This is a genomic window from Streptomyces sp. NPDC002386 (genome assembly GCF_053593175.1).
Genome location: NZ_JBSFBX010000006.1, coordinates 337,386 through 352,966 on the forward strand (window position 1 = coordinate 337,386; position 15,581 = coordinate 352,966).

A 15,581-nucleotide genomic window follows, 5' to 3' on the forward strand; every position below is an offset into this window, starting at 1 on the left:
GGGTGCTCTACAGGTTGTTGCTGATGGCGCTCACCAGTTCTCCGTTGCTGGTGTCACCGCTGAACTCCCAGAAGAACGCGCCGCCCAGGCCCTGGTTCTTGGCCCAGGTCATCTTGGACGCGATGGTGGCGGGGGTGTCGTAGGACCACCAGTTGCTCCCGCAGTGCGCGTACGCCGTGCCGGCGACGGTGCCGGTGGCCGGGCAGGACGTCTTGAGGACCTTGTAGTCCTCGATGCCCTGCTCGTAGGTGCCCGCCGCCGGGCCCGTGGCCGTGCCGCCCGGGGCGTCCTGGGTGACACCGGTCCAGCCGCGGCCGTAGAAGCCGATGCCGATGAGCAGCTTCTTCGCCGGAACGCCGATCGCCTTGAACTTGGCCATCGCGTCGGCGGTGGTGAAGCCGTCCTTCGGGATGCCGGAGTACGAGGTGAGCGGGGAGTGCGGGGCGGTCGGGCCCTTGGCGTCCCAGGCTCCGAAGAAGTCGTACGTCATCACGTTGTACCAGTCGACCGAGCTCGCGGCGCCGGCGTAGTCGGCCGCCTCGATCTTGCCGCCGTTCGAGCCGTCGGCGGTGGTGGCCGCGGTGACCAGGTTGCCGGTGCCGAACTTGGCGCGCAGCGCGGCCATCAGGTTCTTGAAGGCCGCCGCCCCGCTGGTGTCGCAGCTCAGTCCGCAGGCGTTCGGGTACTCCCAGTCGATGTCGATGCCGTCGAAGACGTCGGCCCAGCGGGGGTCCTCGACCAGGTCGTAGCAGGACTGCGCGAAGGCGGCCGGGTTCTTCGCGGCCTCGCCGAAGCCGCCGGACCAGGTCCAGCCGCCGAAGGACCACAGCACCTTGATGTTGGGGTACTTGGCCTTGAGCTGACGGAGCTGGTTGAAGTTGCCGCGCAGCGGCTGGTCCCAGGTGTCGGCGGCGCCGCTGACGGACTGGTCGGCGGTGAACGCCTTGTCGTAGTCGGCGTAGGAGTCGCCGATCGCGCACTTGCCGCCGGTCACGTTGCCGAAGGCGTAGTTGATGTGCGTGATCTTGGCGGCGGAGCCGGACGTCACCAGGTTCTTGACGTTGTAGTTGCGGCCGTAGATGCCCCACTCGGTGAAGTAGCCGAGCTTGACCTTGTCGCCGGTGGGCGGGGGAGTGGTGCCGCCGCCGGTGGTGTGCACGGCGACCGCGCCGCTGACCGGGCCGGTCTGGTCGGCGGTGTCGCGGGCCCGCACGGTGTAGGAGTAGTCGGTGCCGGCGGTCAGCCCGGTGTCGGTGTACGAGGTGGCCGTCACCGTGGAGACGACCTTGCCGTCGCGCAGGACGTCGTAGTTCTTGACGCCCTTGTCGTCGGTGGCCGCGCCCCAGGCGATCTTCACCGAGGTGTCGGTGATGCCGGAGGCGGTCGGGGTGCCGGGGGCGGAGGGCGCCGCGTCACCGGGGACGGTGGTGCCGTCGCAGCTGTCGCCGTTCAGCTTGCAGTTGGACGGCGAGCCGGGGCCCGCGCCGTTGAAGCCGAAGGAGACGGAGGCGCCGGGGGCGATGCCGCCGTTGTAGGACTTGTTCTTGGCGGTCCAGTGGGTGCCGGAGTTCGTGACGTCCGCGTCCCACGCGGAGGTGACGGACGTACCGGAGGGGAAGTCCCACTCGACGGTCCAGGAACTGATGGCGCTGGTGCCGGTGTTCTTGACGGTCCACTGACCGCCGAAGCCGGTGCCCCAGTCGCTGGTCTTGGTGAAGCTCGCCGTCGCGTTGGCCGCGGCCTGGGCGGGGCTCGCGAGTCCGACGAGGCCGGCCAGGGGGAGCAACAGGGTCGCGAACCCTGCCGCGGCTCTGTGTCTGAAGCGCATGCTGCGCCTCCCTCTTCGTTGGGGGTGTCAGGGGCATGACTGAGCCTTCACGCCCACGGTGCCGCGAGAATAGAAAGGTCTGGACCACGTGGTCAATAGGTCTGGACCACTTGGTACGCGGCTCCGTCCGCATCCCCAACTCCTCTGCCAGCACCACGGCTTGCCCCCGGTGGAGAGGCTCCGGCTTCCCCGGTGGACGGCTGACGTGCGCCTTCCCCCGGCGGCCGGCCGTCCGGGCGGCCCCGGAAGAACGGCGCGGCCCGCGCCCTCCACGAGTGGAAGGACGCGGGCCGCGGAAGTGTGGCCTCGCCGGTCGCCCGGCCGTACGGCTAGCGCTCCCCGCCCGGTACCCAGAGCACGTCGCCGGTCTCCTTGTTCGCCGTCCGGGCCAGGATGAAGAGCAGGTCGGACAGGCGGTTCAGGTAGGTCGCGGTCAGCGGGTTCATCACCTCGCCGTGCGCCTCCAGCGCCGCCCAGGTGGAGCGCTCGGCCCGGCGGACCACCGTGCACGCCTGGTGCAGCAGGGCGGCGCCGGCGGTGCCACCGGGGAGGATGAAGGAGCGCAGTTTCTCCAGCCGCTCGTTGAAGCGGTCGCAGTCCGCCTCCAGCCGGTCGATGTAGAACTGCTCGACCCGCAGCGGCGGGAACTCCGGGTTCTCCTTCACCGGCGTCGACAGGTCGGCACCCACGTCGAACAGGTCGTTCTGGACGCGGGTGAGCACCTCGACGACCTCCGCGTCCAGGCCGCCCAGCGCGATCGCCGTGCCGAGCACCGCGTTCGCCTCGTTGGCGTCGGCGTACGCCGAGATCCTGAGGTCCGTCTTGGCGACCCTGCTCATGTCGCCGAGGGCGGTGGTGCCCCGGTCGCCGGTCCTGGTGTAGATGCGCGTCAGATTGACCATGCGACCAGCGTAGTTACGCTCCGGCCGTCCGGAACACGCGTGTGCCCACCGTCACGGTCAGCACGGCGAATCCGACCGCGACGAGACCGCCGTACAGCATGTGCGCGCTCGCGTACCGGCCGACGTAGGCGTCGCGGACGGCGTCCACCAGATAGCGGAACGGCACGCAGTGCGAGAGCGCGTCCAGCCAGGCCGGCGCGAGGGTCATCGGGAGCATCAGGCCGGACAGCAGCATCGACGGCATCGACACCGCGTTGATCAGCGGCCCGAACTCCTGCGGGGTGCGCACCTTCATCGCCAGCGCGTACGACAGCGAGGCCAGCGACACGGTGAGCAGGGCGACGAAGGCGAAGCCGATGAGGACGCCCGGCAGCGGCGCGCGCAGGCCCATCACCAGCGCTGCCAGCACCAGCAGCACCGCCTGGAGGACGAAGACCGTGGCATCCCGCAGGACCCGGCCGAGGAGCAGGGCGAGACGGCTGACCGGGGTCACCCGCATCCGCTCCAGCACCCCCTGGGCGTTCTCCATGATGACGGTGAAGCCCGCGAACAGGGCGCCGAACAGGCCGAGCTGGAGCAGCAGCCCGGGTACCAGCATCTGCCAGGAGCTGCCCCCGCCGCCCAGTGGCAGACCGGTGAGCAGCGGGCCGAAGAAGAGGAGGTACAGCAGAGGCGTCAGTACACCGAAGAGCAGGGCGAAACGCGAGCGCAGGGACTGGCGGAGATAGCGGCCGTAGACGAGGGCCGTGTCGTGCAGCAGCATGCGGGCGTCCTAAACGGCGACGGGGGCGGCGTCGGCCGGGGCGGGACCGCGGCCGGTGATGGCGAGGAAGGTGTCCTGGAGGGTGGCGTCGATCGAGCCGCCGTGCGCCAGCTTGAGCGCGCCGGGCGTGCCGTCGGCCACCACGACACCCCGGTCGACCACGACCAGGCGGTCGGCAAGGGCGTCGGCCTCGTCCAGGTAGTGGGTGGTCAGGCAGACGGTCGTGCCGTGCCGGTCGCGCAGCCCGCGGACCAGGTCCCACAGGTCGGCGCGGCTGCCGGGGTCGAGGCCGGTCGTCGGCTCGTCCAGGAACAGCACCTTCGGGCGGTGGGTGAGCGCCATCGCGATGTCGAGGCGGCGCCGCTGCCCACCGGAGAGTGCGGCCGTCCTGCGGTCGAGCAGAGCGGTGAGGTCCAGTTCGCGGGCGAGTTCGGCGGTGCGCCGGACCGCCTCGGCCTTCGGCAGGCGGTACATCCGGGCCTGGGTCACCAGCTCCTCCCGGACGGTGATCTGCGGGTCGACCCCGCCGGACTGGGCGACGTATCCGGAGACCCGGCGCACTCCGCCCGGATCGGTGGCCAGGTCGTGCCCGGCGACGGTCGCCGCGCCCCCGGTGGGCCTCAGCAGGGTGGTGAGCATCCGCAGGGTGGTGGTCTTGCCGGCGCCGTTGGGTCCGAGGAGGCCGAGGATCTCGCCCTCCCGGACGGCGAGGTCGACACACCGTACGGCCTCCACCGGGCCGGCTTTCGTCTGGAAGGTGCGGGCCAGGCCGGCCGCGCTGATGACTGCCATGGCGAACAGAAAAACAGAGTCCCTGAAATTTTGCAATGACCCCAACTTTTCATCGGTCCCAGCGAAGCTAGGATGCGGGCATGGCTGAGGGGCTCAGGGAGCGGAAGAAACGGCAGACCAGGCAGTACATCTCGGATGTCGCCACGGGGCTGTTCGTCGAGCGCGGGTTCGACGCGGTGACGGTCGCGGAGATCGCCGAGGCGGCCGACGTCTCCGTCAACACCGTCTACAACTACTTCCCGGCCAAGGAGGACCTGTTCTTCGACCGCTCCGCCGGTATGACCGACCGGCTGGCCCGCTGGGTGCGCGGCCGCCCGGTGGGCGAGTCGGCGGTCGCCGCGGTGCTGCGCGAACTGCGCGAGGAGGTCGAGGCCGTGTCCCCGCGGGTCGGGCTCATCCCCGGGTACGCCGCGTTCATGAGGGTCATCGAGGAGGCCCCCGCGCTGCGCTCCCGGCTGTGGGGCATCGGCCAGGAGGTGCAGTCCACCCTGGAGCGGGAGCTGCGCGAGGAGACCGGCGCCGCGGACGCCGACGACCTGCCGCATCTGATGGCCGGCCAGATCGCCTGGGCGCACAGTACGGTCATGGCGGTCATCGGCCGCGAGATGGTCAGGGGGCGCGATCCGCGCGATGTCTCGCGGGAGGTGCTCGCCCTCCTCGACGACATCGAGGACCTGCTGAGCGAGCAGGTCCTCACGTACGCGGTGCGCCCCGGGGCCTGAGCGGCCCGGGCCCCGCGTCAGCCGATGGCGATGCGCGGGTGGGCGGCGGGCCGGATCCAGGACATGATGCCGTCCATCGTGGCGCGCGGCACCGACACACAGCCGGCCGTCGCCCCCGATCCGTTGACGTGCAGGAAGATCCCCGCACCCCGGCCCGGGGTGGCCGGCCACCGGTTGAAGTTGATGACGAGGGCCTTGGCGTACTGGGTCGGGTAGTTGACCAGGTGCTCGCTGCCCCGGTCGCCGGACTCCGTGAGCGGGAAGTCGGCGCCCGCCTCGCCGTGCATCGAGTTGTAGTACTTCGACTGCGGGTCCTCCACCCACCAGTCGTCGGACCCCACCACGTGGTACGGCATGCTCGTGCCGCCCGCCTGGACGCCGAACCCCTCGGTGACGGTGTAGGTCCCGGACGGCGTGGTGTACGTGCTCTGCCGCCGGGTCGCCCCGTTGGTCACGCCGTTCGATCCGACCCGCCCGGCACTCGTGCCGAACTGCGCCTTCCAGCCGGAGGCTCCCTTGGCCCAGGCCGTGACCGTGGCGTAGGAGCCGCTCGCCTTGACGGTGATGATCTGGGTGGCGTCGCCGACCTCGACCGGGACGGGGAAGTCGGGCGCACTCGCGGTGCCCGGGCTCGCCGCGCCCGCGCCGGAAGCGCCACCGGAACGGGCGGGGGCGCCGGAGGCGGAGGGCGTCCCGTCCGAGGAGGCACGGCTGCTCGGTCCGGCCGAAGCGGACGACGTGGCGGAGGCCGAAGCGGTGGCGGATGCCGACGCTGACGCGGACGCGCTCGCCGACCCGGTGGCCGAGGCACCCGGCGTGACGGTGGCCTCGGCGGCGACCTGTTCGGCCGGGCCGGCGTCGGCGTCGCCGCTTCCGCAGCCCGCTACGAGGAGCAGTGCACCGCCTGCCGCGGCCGTGGCGAGGAGCCTGCGGGGGCGGGCCGGGGCGGGCCGGGAGGCGAGCGGAACGAAGGACTCGGGCAGCACGGAGTGACCCTTCATCGAGGTGAGGGTGGGGCGGGCGGGCGGGGGAGGGGCGGGCGGCCGGCGCGAGGGGCTCAGCCCTGCTTCGGGCCCTCCGGGGCGGGCAGGGAGCCGGAGCAGGTGGCGCGGCCGAAGTTCCCGCTGGCGGTCGCGCTCTGGACGTGGTGGCCGCGGACGGCGAGCGCGCAGTGCGCGGTGCCGCCGTCCTCGCCGAGCACGATGCTGATGAGCGGGTCCCGGCCGACCGGAACCTCGACGGTCCGGTGCCAGGGCAGCCGGGCGCCCCGGACCACGGTGGCCGTCCCCGACTCGCTGCGGGCCTGGAAGGTGAGGTCGGCGGTGCCGGTGCCGGTCACCTCGTAGGTGACGGAGGCGGTGGGCGTCCGGTGCCGGGCCGGAGCGGAGTCCTCGTCGCCGTTAAGGACGCCGTACAGCACGAGCCCGGCGCACGCGGCCAGCACGCCGCCGGCGACGAGCAGGCCGGCTCGGTCCGGACGGCGTCCGGCGGCGGCGGGCGACGGGTCCTTCTCCGGTGTGCCCGCGGATTCCACGCTTTCTTCAGCGGTTTCCGAATTCTCCTCGGAAGATTCCGCCGACGGCTTTTCCACGCCCATGAACAATCCCTTTCAGCTCCGGAACCGGCCCCTTATACGTGATGGCGCGCGACGGTCGCAAGCGGGCGGACAAACCGGGCGGAGAAATCCAGCGAGGGGCGGATTGTCGGACTTGCGAGCTCACTTGACACGGCATCACCCGGGTGATTAGAACCGCGGCGCCGCTGCGTCTGACCTGGCTCTTCTTCGGAGTCTTGTGTGCACGTTGCCGGTTTTTACGACGTAAAACTCGAAGAAAGGGTTGCGGTGAAACCCAGATTGGGCAGGCTTGTCGCGTGCCTTGCGGTCTCCGCGGTGGTCAGTACCGCGTTGCCGCAGGTCGCATATGCGGCGACGGACTCCGGTGATGGTGACGGAAAGGGGATAGTCGACACCCTGAAAGGCTGGTTCGGCGCTGACGACGACGAGCACGAGCTCGCGGCGCCTCCGTCGCACGACGAGCTGGAGGTCGCCGACCGGCAGAAGCTGCCGAGGGGCAAGCGGGCGGCCAAGGCGAAGCGGGTCGCGGAGCTGAAGAGCCGTCGTACGTCGAGTGCGCGGTTCTGGCGGATGTCGGACGGCCGGGTGCAGGCGGAGTTGTCGGCGGTGCCGACGTCGTACCGTTCGGGCTCGGGCAAGAAGGCTTCCTGGAAGCCGATCGACACCACCGTCCACGCGACGGACGCGAAGGGCTTCGACTTCGCCAACACGGCCAACGAGGGCCGTAGCTGGTTCGGCTCGCACCCCGGCCGACTGGTCAAGTTCCAGTCGCCGGACGGCCGTTCGGTCACCCTCGGCCTCAAGGACGCCGACACCTTGAGGCCGGTGGCGAAGGGTTCGACGGTCACGTACAAGGACGCCGTCGAGGGGGCCGATCTGGAGTACGGCGTGGGCCGGGGCCGGGTGAAGGAGAACATCACCCTGGCGAAGCGCCCGAGTGGGCCGGTGCGGTTCACGTTCACGCTGGACACCGACGGGCTGGTGCCGAAGGCACGCAAGGACGGCTCGATCGCGCTGTTCGGTGAGTTGCCGAACACGCCGGTGATGGTGATCCCGGCGCCGTTCATGACGGACGCGAGCAAGGCGGCGAAGGCGCGGAAGTCGGTCTTCGGCGAGACGTACAGCACCAAGGTCTCGCAGAAGCTCACGAAGGACGGCAAGTCCTGGGCACTGACGGTGACGCCGGACGCGAGGTGGCTGGCCGCCAAGGAGCGTCAGTACCCGGTCGTGATCGACCCGACGATCACGATCGCGCCGTCGCCGTCGGACTCGCAGGACACGATGGTCCTGTCGGACCAGGCGTCGACGAACTTCAACACGACGTGGAAGCTGTCGGCGGGCAAGACCGACACGGGTATCTCGCGTTCACTGATCAAGTTCCCGCTGAGCGAGATCCCGTCGGGCACGAGCATCGACTCGGCCCGTCTGGAGATGTACTTCGACCAGGCGCACACCACCAATGCCAACGATGTCGCGATCGGTGCGTACCGGGCGACAGGCGCCTGGGACGAGTCGACGGCGACCTGGTCCAACACCAGCTCCCTGGTGGGCGAGCTGTCCGGCACCAGCGTCCAGGTGGACGACGGGGACGCCGGGACTACGGCCGCGGTGGGATCGTGGAAGCCGGGGTCGACGACGTACGGCATCGACGGCGACTACCTGTACAACAAGGACGCGGTCCTCGGGGACACCTACACCTGGCAGCCGAACCTGCCGGAGGCCGCCTCGTACCGGGTGGACACGCACTACGTGCAGGCCTCCGACCGGTCGGCGGCGGCCCCGTTCACGGTGACGAGCAGCGATCCCACCGCGACGTACACGGTGGACCAGACGGCCGGTACGAACGGTGTGTGGGCGTCGCTGAACAGCGGCTCGCAGATCAACTTCGCGAAGGGCACGGCCGGGAAGGTCGTCCTGAAGGACACCGACGCCACGCATGCGGTGATCGCGGACGCGATGCGCTTCGTGAACCCGGCGTCGATCGTGAAGAACACCGGTGAGTACAACCAGTGGCACAAGTTCCCGGTCACCGACACCGTGCAGCAGTGGCTGAACGGCACGTCCACCAACAACGGCTTCGTGCTCAAGGCCACCGACGAGTCGGCGAGCGCGCCGACCGGCGGCCCGCGCTACGAGTCCGGTGACGGTGACTACGGCGGCGAGACGGCGACGATCCCGCGGCTGACGGTGACCTACGACAAGGTGGGCACCACGCTGAACTCGCCGACCGTCGTGCACGGCACGGGCCCGGAGCTGTCCTGGAAGGCGTACTCCAACACCACCGGTGACAGCGGTCTGGACATCGTGGAGTACCAGTTGCACCGCTCCACGCAGCAGTCGTTCACGCCGTCCGCGGCCACGTTGGTGGCGCCGATCGGCAAGTCGACGACCGCCTACACGGACACCACCGCCACCCCGACGCCGGACTCGTCGTCGGACGAGATCGGCCGGTCGTACTACTACCAGCTCGCCGTGAAGACGAAGAACGGCCAGCTGCTGGGTTCCCCGACCCGCATCGTGGGCGTGCCGAAGGCGGGCCGCACCATGCGGCTGATCCAGGGCACCTCCGGCGTGACGGACACGACGCTGTCCTCCGGGCAGCCGACCACGAACGAGGACACGATCGCGTCGTTCGGTGTGGGTCAGAAGTGGCTGGAGGTGGGCAACAACTCCACCACCTACGGCAAGGCCCGCGCGGCCATGAAGTTCACCACGTCCGGCATTCCGACGTCCGCCACGGTTCTCGAGTCGCGCCTGTTCATGTGGGGCGCGGAGACGACGACCGACACGAACGGCGCGATCTACGAGCTGCACGGCCTGAACAAGGACTTCAACGAGACCCAGGCCACCTGGAACAACGCCACCTCCACCACGCCGTGGACCACGGCCGGCGGTGACTACGCCGGCACCGTGTCGGACACCGTGGCGCAGGTCTCCGAGGTCGGCCGGCACTGGTGGGACGCGACGTCCCTGACGCAGGGCTGGATCAAGACGCCGACCTCGAACCACGGCGCGCTGGTCAAGCTGAAGGACGAGTCGGCGACCGGGCCGCAGGAGCGGTCGCTGTTCCTGTCCTCGGAGGCGCCCGACCCGCAGCTCGGCCCGCTGCTCAGGGTGATCTACGTCGACTCCACGACCGCGGACACGTACTACGCGCCGCAGACCCCGGCCCGGATGACCCCGAACTCCACGTACACGGTGGACTTCACGGTCGCCAACACCACGTCGAGCGCGTGGGCGGCCGGTGAGCGGCAGCTCTCGTACACCTGGCAGCTCCCCGACGGCACGGACGTGACGACGGGCGGCAACCAGGCATCGACCGCGATCCCGGCGCTCTCGCCCGGCCAGTCGGCGACGATCAAGGCGACCGTGAAGACGCCGATCAACTCCGACTCCGGCAACAAGCGCACGGACTACGTGCTCGGCTGGGACGTGCGGAAGGTCTCGGACGGGTCCTGGCTGTCGGCGACGAACACCTCGATCCCGCCGCTCAAGCAGAACGTGGCCGTGGAGGACCCCACCTCCAACGCGCTGGGCCTGGAGAAGTTCTACTCCTACACCGGCAAGAACACCGGCGCCGGTTCGACCGTGATGAACAACCTCGCCTCCGGCAACAGCGTGTGGTCGTACAACGCGTTCACCAACCCCGGCCGGGGTCTGACCACGTTCGCGCGCTTCGCCTACAACTCGCTGGACACGTCCGACACGGTGTCGGGTGCGGGCTGGTCCGTACAGCTCGCCGGGCCCATCCGCCTCGGTGCGGCCCTGGACTTCCACCCCAACCCGGTGCAGAACGCCACCGAGATCCGTCTGCCGGACGGTGACGGCACCACGCACGTCTTCACCAAGCAGGCGGACGGCACCTGGAAGGCCCCGGCGGGCGTCCACTACCGCATCACCATGAAGGCGGGCCTGGACTGCACCCCGAACAAGGACCCGATACCGGACGCCTGGACCCTCCTGCGCCCGGACGGCACCCGTTTCCTGTTCGGCTGCGACGGTTACATGACGTCTGCTGTCGACAAGAACGGCAACACGCAGACGTACACCTATGAGGAACGCAAGTCGAACAACAAGCCGACCAAGTTCCTCACCTACATCACCGACCCTGCCGCCCGGCAGTCGCTGACGCTCGACTACTACGAGAAGGGCGACGCGTCCTACGACTACATCGACGACACGGGCGCCAAGGCCAGCGGCAGCAACCTGACCAACTCCAAGATCTACGACCACGTGAAGTCCATGACGGACATCTCGGGCCGGAAGGTCTCCTTCTTCTACACGACGAAGGGCCTGCTGGGTCAGTTCACCGACGGTGACGGCTCCGGCCAGCCGAAGGACTTCAAGTTCACCTACGACGCCACCCAGGGCAACAAGAACGTCAAGCTGGTCAAGGCCACCGACCCGCGCGGCCACGGCACCCAGCTCGCGTACTACGAGCCCAAGGCCGGTGACGACCCGAAGTACCACTGGTGGACGAAGACCCTCACCGACCGCCTCGGCGGTGACACCGGATTCGCCTACGCGGCCGACACGGCGAACACCAAGTTCACCGACACCACCGTCACCGACGCCGAGACGCACGCCACGAAGTATGTGACCGACGACTTCGGGCGCCCGGTCCAGACGACGAACGCCAAGTCGCAGACGTCGAAGATGAGCTGGGACGCGGACAACAACGTCACCTACCTGGAGGAGGACAACGGCGCCAAGAGCGCGTACTGCTACGACCAGAAGACGGGCTACCCGCTCTGGCAGCGCGACGCGGAGAACAACAAGGCGGGCGTGCCCGACCAGACGACCACCTGCGTGACCGACTCCACCAAGTGGCCGGCGAACGCCTCCAAGTACGAGTACCAGACCCGTGCCGACGGCTTCTCCGCGGACCTGTTCCGCAAGACCTCGCCCGAGGGCCGCGCCTGGCAGTTCGGCTACGACACCTTCGGCAACCTGAAGACGGTCACCGACCCCAAGGGCGTCGCCACCGCCACCGCGGGTGACTACACCACGTCATACGACTACGACGCCTACGGCGAGTTGACCAAGGCCACCGACGCCAACGGCAACCCGACCACGTACAGCGGCTTCGATCCGAACGGGTATCCCGCGAAGATCACCGATGCCAAGGCTGCCTCGACCTCCTTCCTCTATGACGAGCGGGGCCAGGTCACCCAGGTCACCGATGCCATCGGCAAGGTGACCACGCAGGCGTACGACACGTACGGGCGTCCGCTGGTGAAGACGGAGCCGAAGGACCAGGACGCCGGTGTCCTGCTCACCACTCCGGCGCCGGTGTACGACGCGAACGACAACGTCACCCAGGCGACGGCGCCCAACGGTGCCGTGTCGACCGCGGTGTACGACGCTGCTGACCAGGTCGCCTCGGCGACTGCTCCGGCGAACAACCAGACCGCCCCGCGTACCTCGACGTACACCTACGACAAGGTCGGCAACCTGAAGTCGACGGCCGAGCCCAAGGGCACGGCGACGACGACGGATCCGGCCGACTACCTCACGACCAACAATTTCGACGAGATCTATCAGCTCACCTCCGCCGTCAATGCAGAGGGCGACAAGGTCTCGTACGAGTACGACAATGTCGGCAATGTCACCAAGGTCATCGACCCGAAGAAGAACGCGACCGCCGACACGACCGACTACGCGGCGAAGACCGACTACGACCTCGACCACCGGCCGACGGTCATCACCGACGCGGCGGGCAAGACCACCAAGCGGGGCTACGACAAGGACTCGCTGACCATCTCGACGACGGATGCCGAGAACAACACCACGCTCATCACCTACGACGAGCGAGGCAAGCAGACCGAGGTCAAGGTCCCGCACGACGGCACCTCGCCGATCACGTACCGCACGACGAAGTACGAATACGACCAGGTCGGCAACACCACCAAGGTGATCAGCCCGCGGGCGACGGCGGCCGGTTCCACCGACGCCTTCACCGCCCGGACCGACTACGACGAGCTGAACCGCCCGGTCAAGCAGTACCAGCCCTACGACCCTGCGGACGCCCGGTACAACGATCCCAACGTCTACACAGAGACGACGTACGACAAGGCCGGCCGTGTCGCCAAGACCTCCCTGCCGCCGTCGGACGGCGAGACGGTCCGCAACGACACCACCTACAGCTACTTCGACAACGGCTGGGTGAAGAAGGCCACGGACCCGTGGTCCATCGTCACCGACTACGACTACGACAACACCGGCGGCCAGACCAAGCGGACCATCTCGGCCGCTGACGGCTCGTCCAACCGGACCATGACGTGGTCGTACTACGCCGACGGCAGTCTCAAGGCCCGGTCGGACGACGGTGTCCCCGTCGGGCAGTCGGTGGTCCTGGTGGACAACTCCGACACCCAGAACACGTCGAAGACCGGCACCTGGACCAAGGGAGACACCACCGGCCAGCAGGGGTACAACCAGGAGACTCACGCCGCCGGTACCGGCACGGACGCCTACACATGGACGCTCAACATCCCCAAGGACGGCACGTACACCGCGTACGTCAAGTTCCCGGGGGTCACGGGTGCCGCGACCACGGCGAAGTACACCCTGACGTACGACGGCGGCACTGCCGACAAGACGATCGACCAGAGCGCGAGCGCGAACCAGGGCACCTGGGTAACGCTGGGTTCCCACCCCTACAAGCAGGGCAACGACGCCAAGCTGCAGTTGTTCCAGAACAGCGGCGGCACGGTGGTCGCGGACGGCGTCAAGCTCGTTCGCGACACCAGCGGCGACCCGGCCGACACGGAGCAGAAGCACTTCGACTACTCCTACGACCTCAACGGCAACCTGACCCGGATCGACGACAGCTCGTCGAGCGCGGCGATCGACTCCTACGCGATCACGTACACCGGCCTCAACCAGGTCCAGAAGGTGAGCGAGTCGCTGGCGGGGACCGAGAAGAAGGCCACCTCGTACACGTACGACGTGGACGGCCAGCAGGACACGGTCACGCACCCGGACCAGTTCTCCAAGTACACGTACGACCTGCGTGAACTGGTCAGCACGGTCTCGGTCGGAAAGTCCTCGACGGACGCCTCCCCGAAGGTCACGTCGTACACCTACACCGACCGCGGTCAGAAGCTCCGTGAGACCAAGGCCAACGACAACACGGTCGACTACACGTACTACCTCGACGGCCCGGTCAGGTCCACGACGGAGAAGAAGCCGAACGGCACCCTCGTCTCCTCGCACACCTACGCCTACGACCCCAACGGGAACAAGGCGCAGGACTTGGCGAAGAAGATGAACGCCGACGACCACGCGTCGTACCTGTCGTCCACCACGGACTACACGTACGACCCGGCCGACCGGCTTGCGAAGGCGGTGAAGACCGGCAACGGCGCGGGCACGGAGACGTACGTCCACGACGACAACGCCAACGTCGTCAGCCAGACGATCAAGGGTGCAACGACCACCTACGACTACGACCGCAACCGCCTGCTGAGTGCCACGAGCAACGGCGTCACGGCGAACTACACCTACGACCCGTTCGGCCGGCAGGAGTCGGTCACGGCCGGCGGCCAGGTCGTCGGACGCACTGTGTACGACGGCTTCGACCACGTCGTGGAGTCCCAGAAGGCGGACGACACGGGTGCCCTGAAGTCCACCACGTACGACTTCGACCCGTTCGACCGCACCACTTCGAAGACAACCGCCGGTAAGACGACGGACTACGAGTACCTGGGGCTGTCCGGCGAGGTGCTGGACGAGAAGGTCGGCGGCCAGCTGACCAAGTCGTACCAGTACAGCCCGTGGGGCGAGCGCCTGTCGCAGATCAAGCACAACAGCGACGGCACGACCGAGGACGGCTACTACGGCTACAACAGCCACACCGACGTCGAGACCCTCACCGACGAGAACGGCGACACCAAGGCGACGTACGGCTACACCGCCTACGGCTCCGACGACGAGTCCGAGTTCACCGGCATCGACAAGCCCGACGCCGCCGACCCCACGAAGGAGGAGTACAACCCCTACCGCTACAACGCCAAGCGCTGGGACGCCCAGTCCGGCACCTACGACATGGGCTTCCGTGACTACAGCCCGGGGCTGAACCGCTTCGCCTCGCGGGACCTGTACACGGGCGCACTCGCCGACATGGGCCTCGGCGCGGACCCGTACACCGGCAACCGGTACGCGTTCACCGGTGGCAACCCCACCAGCCGCGTCGAGCTCGACGGCCACGGCTGGCTGGACGACGCGGCGGGATGGGTCGGCGACAACGCGGGAACGCTGGTCGACGCCGCGGCCCACACGGCGGAGATCATCGCCGGGGCCGGGAACATCACCGGTGGCTTCTCCATGATCGCCAGCGGTGTCGGTGTCTGCATCGGTGGCGGCATCGAGACGGTCGGCGCCGCGTGCGTCGTGGGTGCCGGTGCCGTGATCGCCGGCGCTTCGCGCATCGCGGCCGGATCGGCGCTGGTCGTCGACGGAGCGGTCGGACTGAACAACGATCTGACCGCGCTGCGCGAGTCCGGCGGTGAAGGAGGCGGATCCGGGGCGAGTACCCGGACCCCGTCGGGCGCCGAAGACGGACCCGGAAACTGGAAGCACGTCAACCGGGGCAACTCGGACGGCGCCTGGTCGCGGTTCGAGCAGCAGGTCACCGGAGTCGACAACGGCTACGAGTACGAGGTCATCAACCCGGCGACCAAGCGGCCCGTGAAGTTCGACGGCTGGAACCAGAAGCTCAAGAAGCTGATCGAGGTGAAGTTCGGTTACTCCAACGGCAAGTGGATCGATGCCGACGGCAACCCGACCAAGCTGCTGACGGAGAAGTTCCTGGAACAGGGAACGCGTCAGGTGGAGGCCGCGAACGGCAAGGCCGTCGAGTGGGTCATGTCGAATGAAAAGGCGGCCAAGGCGGCCCGCAAGATATTCGAGGAGAACGATCTGGATATAAGCGTCCGGGTCGAGGAAATGACGAACTGGTAAAGACCTGTTCGTGAACGATGCGCGGGCCGTGCCG

General features: G+C 68.5%; 8 protein-coding genes. 2 read left to right on the plus strand and 6 right to left on the minus strand.

Features of this window, described 5'->3' with window-relative positions; translation table 11 throughout:
- Positions 1–7: 7 nt before the first annotated feature.
- The 4 genes from ACWCPN_RS15545 to ACWCPN_RS15560 all read right to left on the minus strand — a co-directional run bounded on the left by ACWCPN_RS15545 (position 8) and on the right by ACWCPN_RS15560 (position 4,285).
- Positions 8–1,828 (minus strand): glycosyl hydrolase family 18 protein, encoded by a 1,821-nt coding sequence (locus ACWCPN_RS15545; RefSeq protein ID WP_451205914.1) that lies wholly within the window; start codon positions 1,826–1,828, stop codon positions 8–10.
- Between the two features lie 329 nt (positions 1,829–2,157).
- Complete coding sequence (locus ACWCPN_RS15550) at positions 2,158–2,730, minus strand: cob(I)yrinic acid a,c-diamide adenosyltransferase (RefSeq protein ID WP_451205917.1); 573 nt, start codon at positions 2,728–2,730, stop codon at positions 2,158–2,160.
- Between the two features lie 13 nt (positions 2,731–2,743).
- A complete protein-coding gene (locus ACWCPN_RS15555; protein WP_199212026.1) occupies positions 2,744–3,493 on the minus strand; it encodes an ABC transporter permease in 750 nt (249 codons plus the stop codon).
- Between the two features lie 9 nt (positions 3,494–3,502).
- On the minus strand, positions 3,503–4,285 hold the full coding sequence (locus ACWCPN_RS15560) for an ATP-binding cassette domain-containing protein (protein ID WP_451205920.1): 783 nt from the start codon (positions 4,283–4,285) through the stop codon (positions 3,503–3,505).
- 80 nt (positions 4,286–4,365) lie between these two features.
- Here ACWCPN_RS15560 and ACWCPN_RS15565 point away from each other — a divergent pair, with 80 nt between their 5' ends.
- Positions 4,366–5,007, plus strand: coding sequence for a TetR/AcrR family transcriptional regulator (locus ACWCPN_RS15565; protein WP_451205924.1), 642 nt, complete (start codon positions 4,366–4,368; stop codon positions 5,005–5,007).
- A gap of 17 nt (positions 5,008–5,024) precedes the next feature.
- On the opposite strand, the gene ACWCPN_RS15570 is transcribed toward ACWCPN_RS15565, so the two are convergent.
- Positions 5,025–6,008: a L,D-transpeptidase family protein gene (locus tag ACWCPN_RS15570; protein WP_451205927.1), complete on the minus strand. Its 984-nt coding sequence runs from the start codon at positions 6,006–6,008 to the stop codon at positions 5,025–5,027.
- A gap of 56 nt (positions 6,009–6,064) precedes the next feature.
- Complete coding sequence (locus ACWCPN_RS15575) at positions 6,065–6,541, minus strand: hypothetical protein (RefSeq protein WP_451205930.1); 477 nt, start codon at positions 6,539–6,541, stop codon at positions 6,065–6,067.
- A 1,323-nt stretch (positions 6,542–7,864) separates the two neighbouring features.
- Here ACWCPN_RS15575 and ACWCPN_RS15580 point away from each other — a divergent pair.
- Positions 7,865–15,547: a DNRLRE domain-containing protein gene (locus tag ACWCPN_RS15580; protein ID WP_451206076.1), complete on the plus strand. Its 7,683-nt coding sequence runs from the start codon at positions 7,865–7,867 to the stop codon at positions 15,545–15,547.
- Positions 15,548–15,581 lie beyond the last annotated feature (34 nt).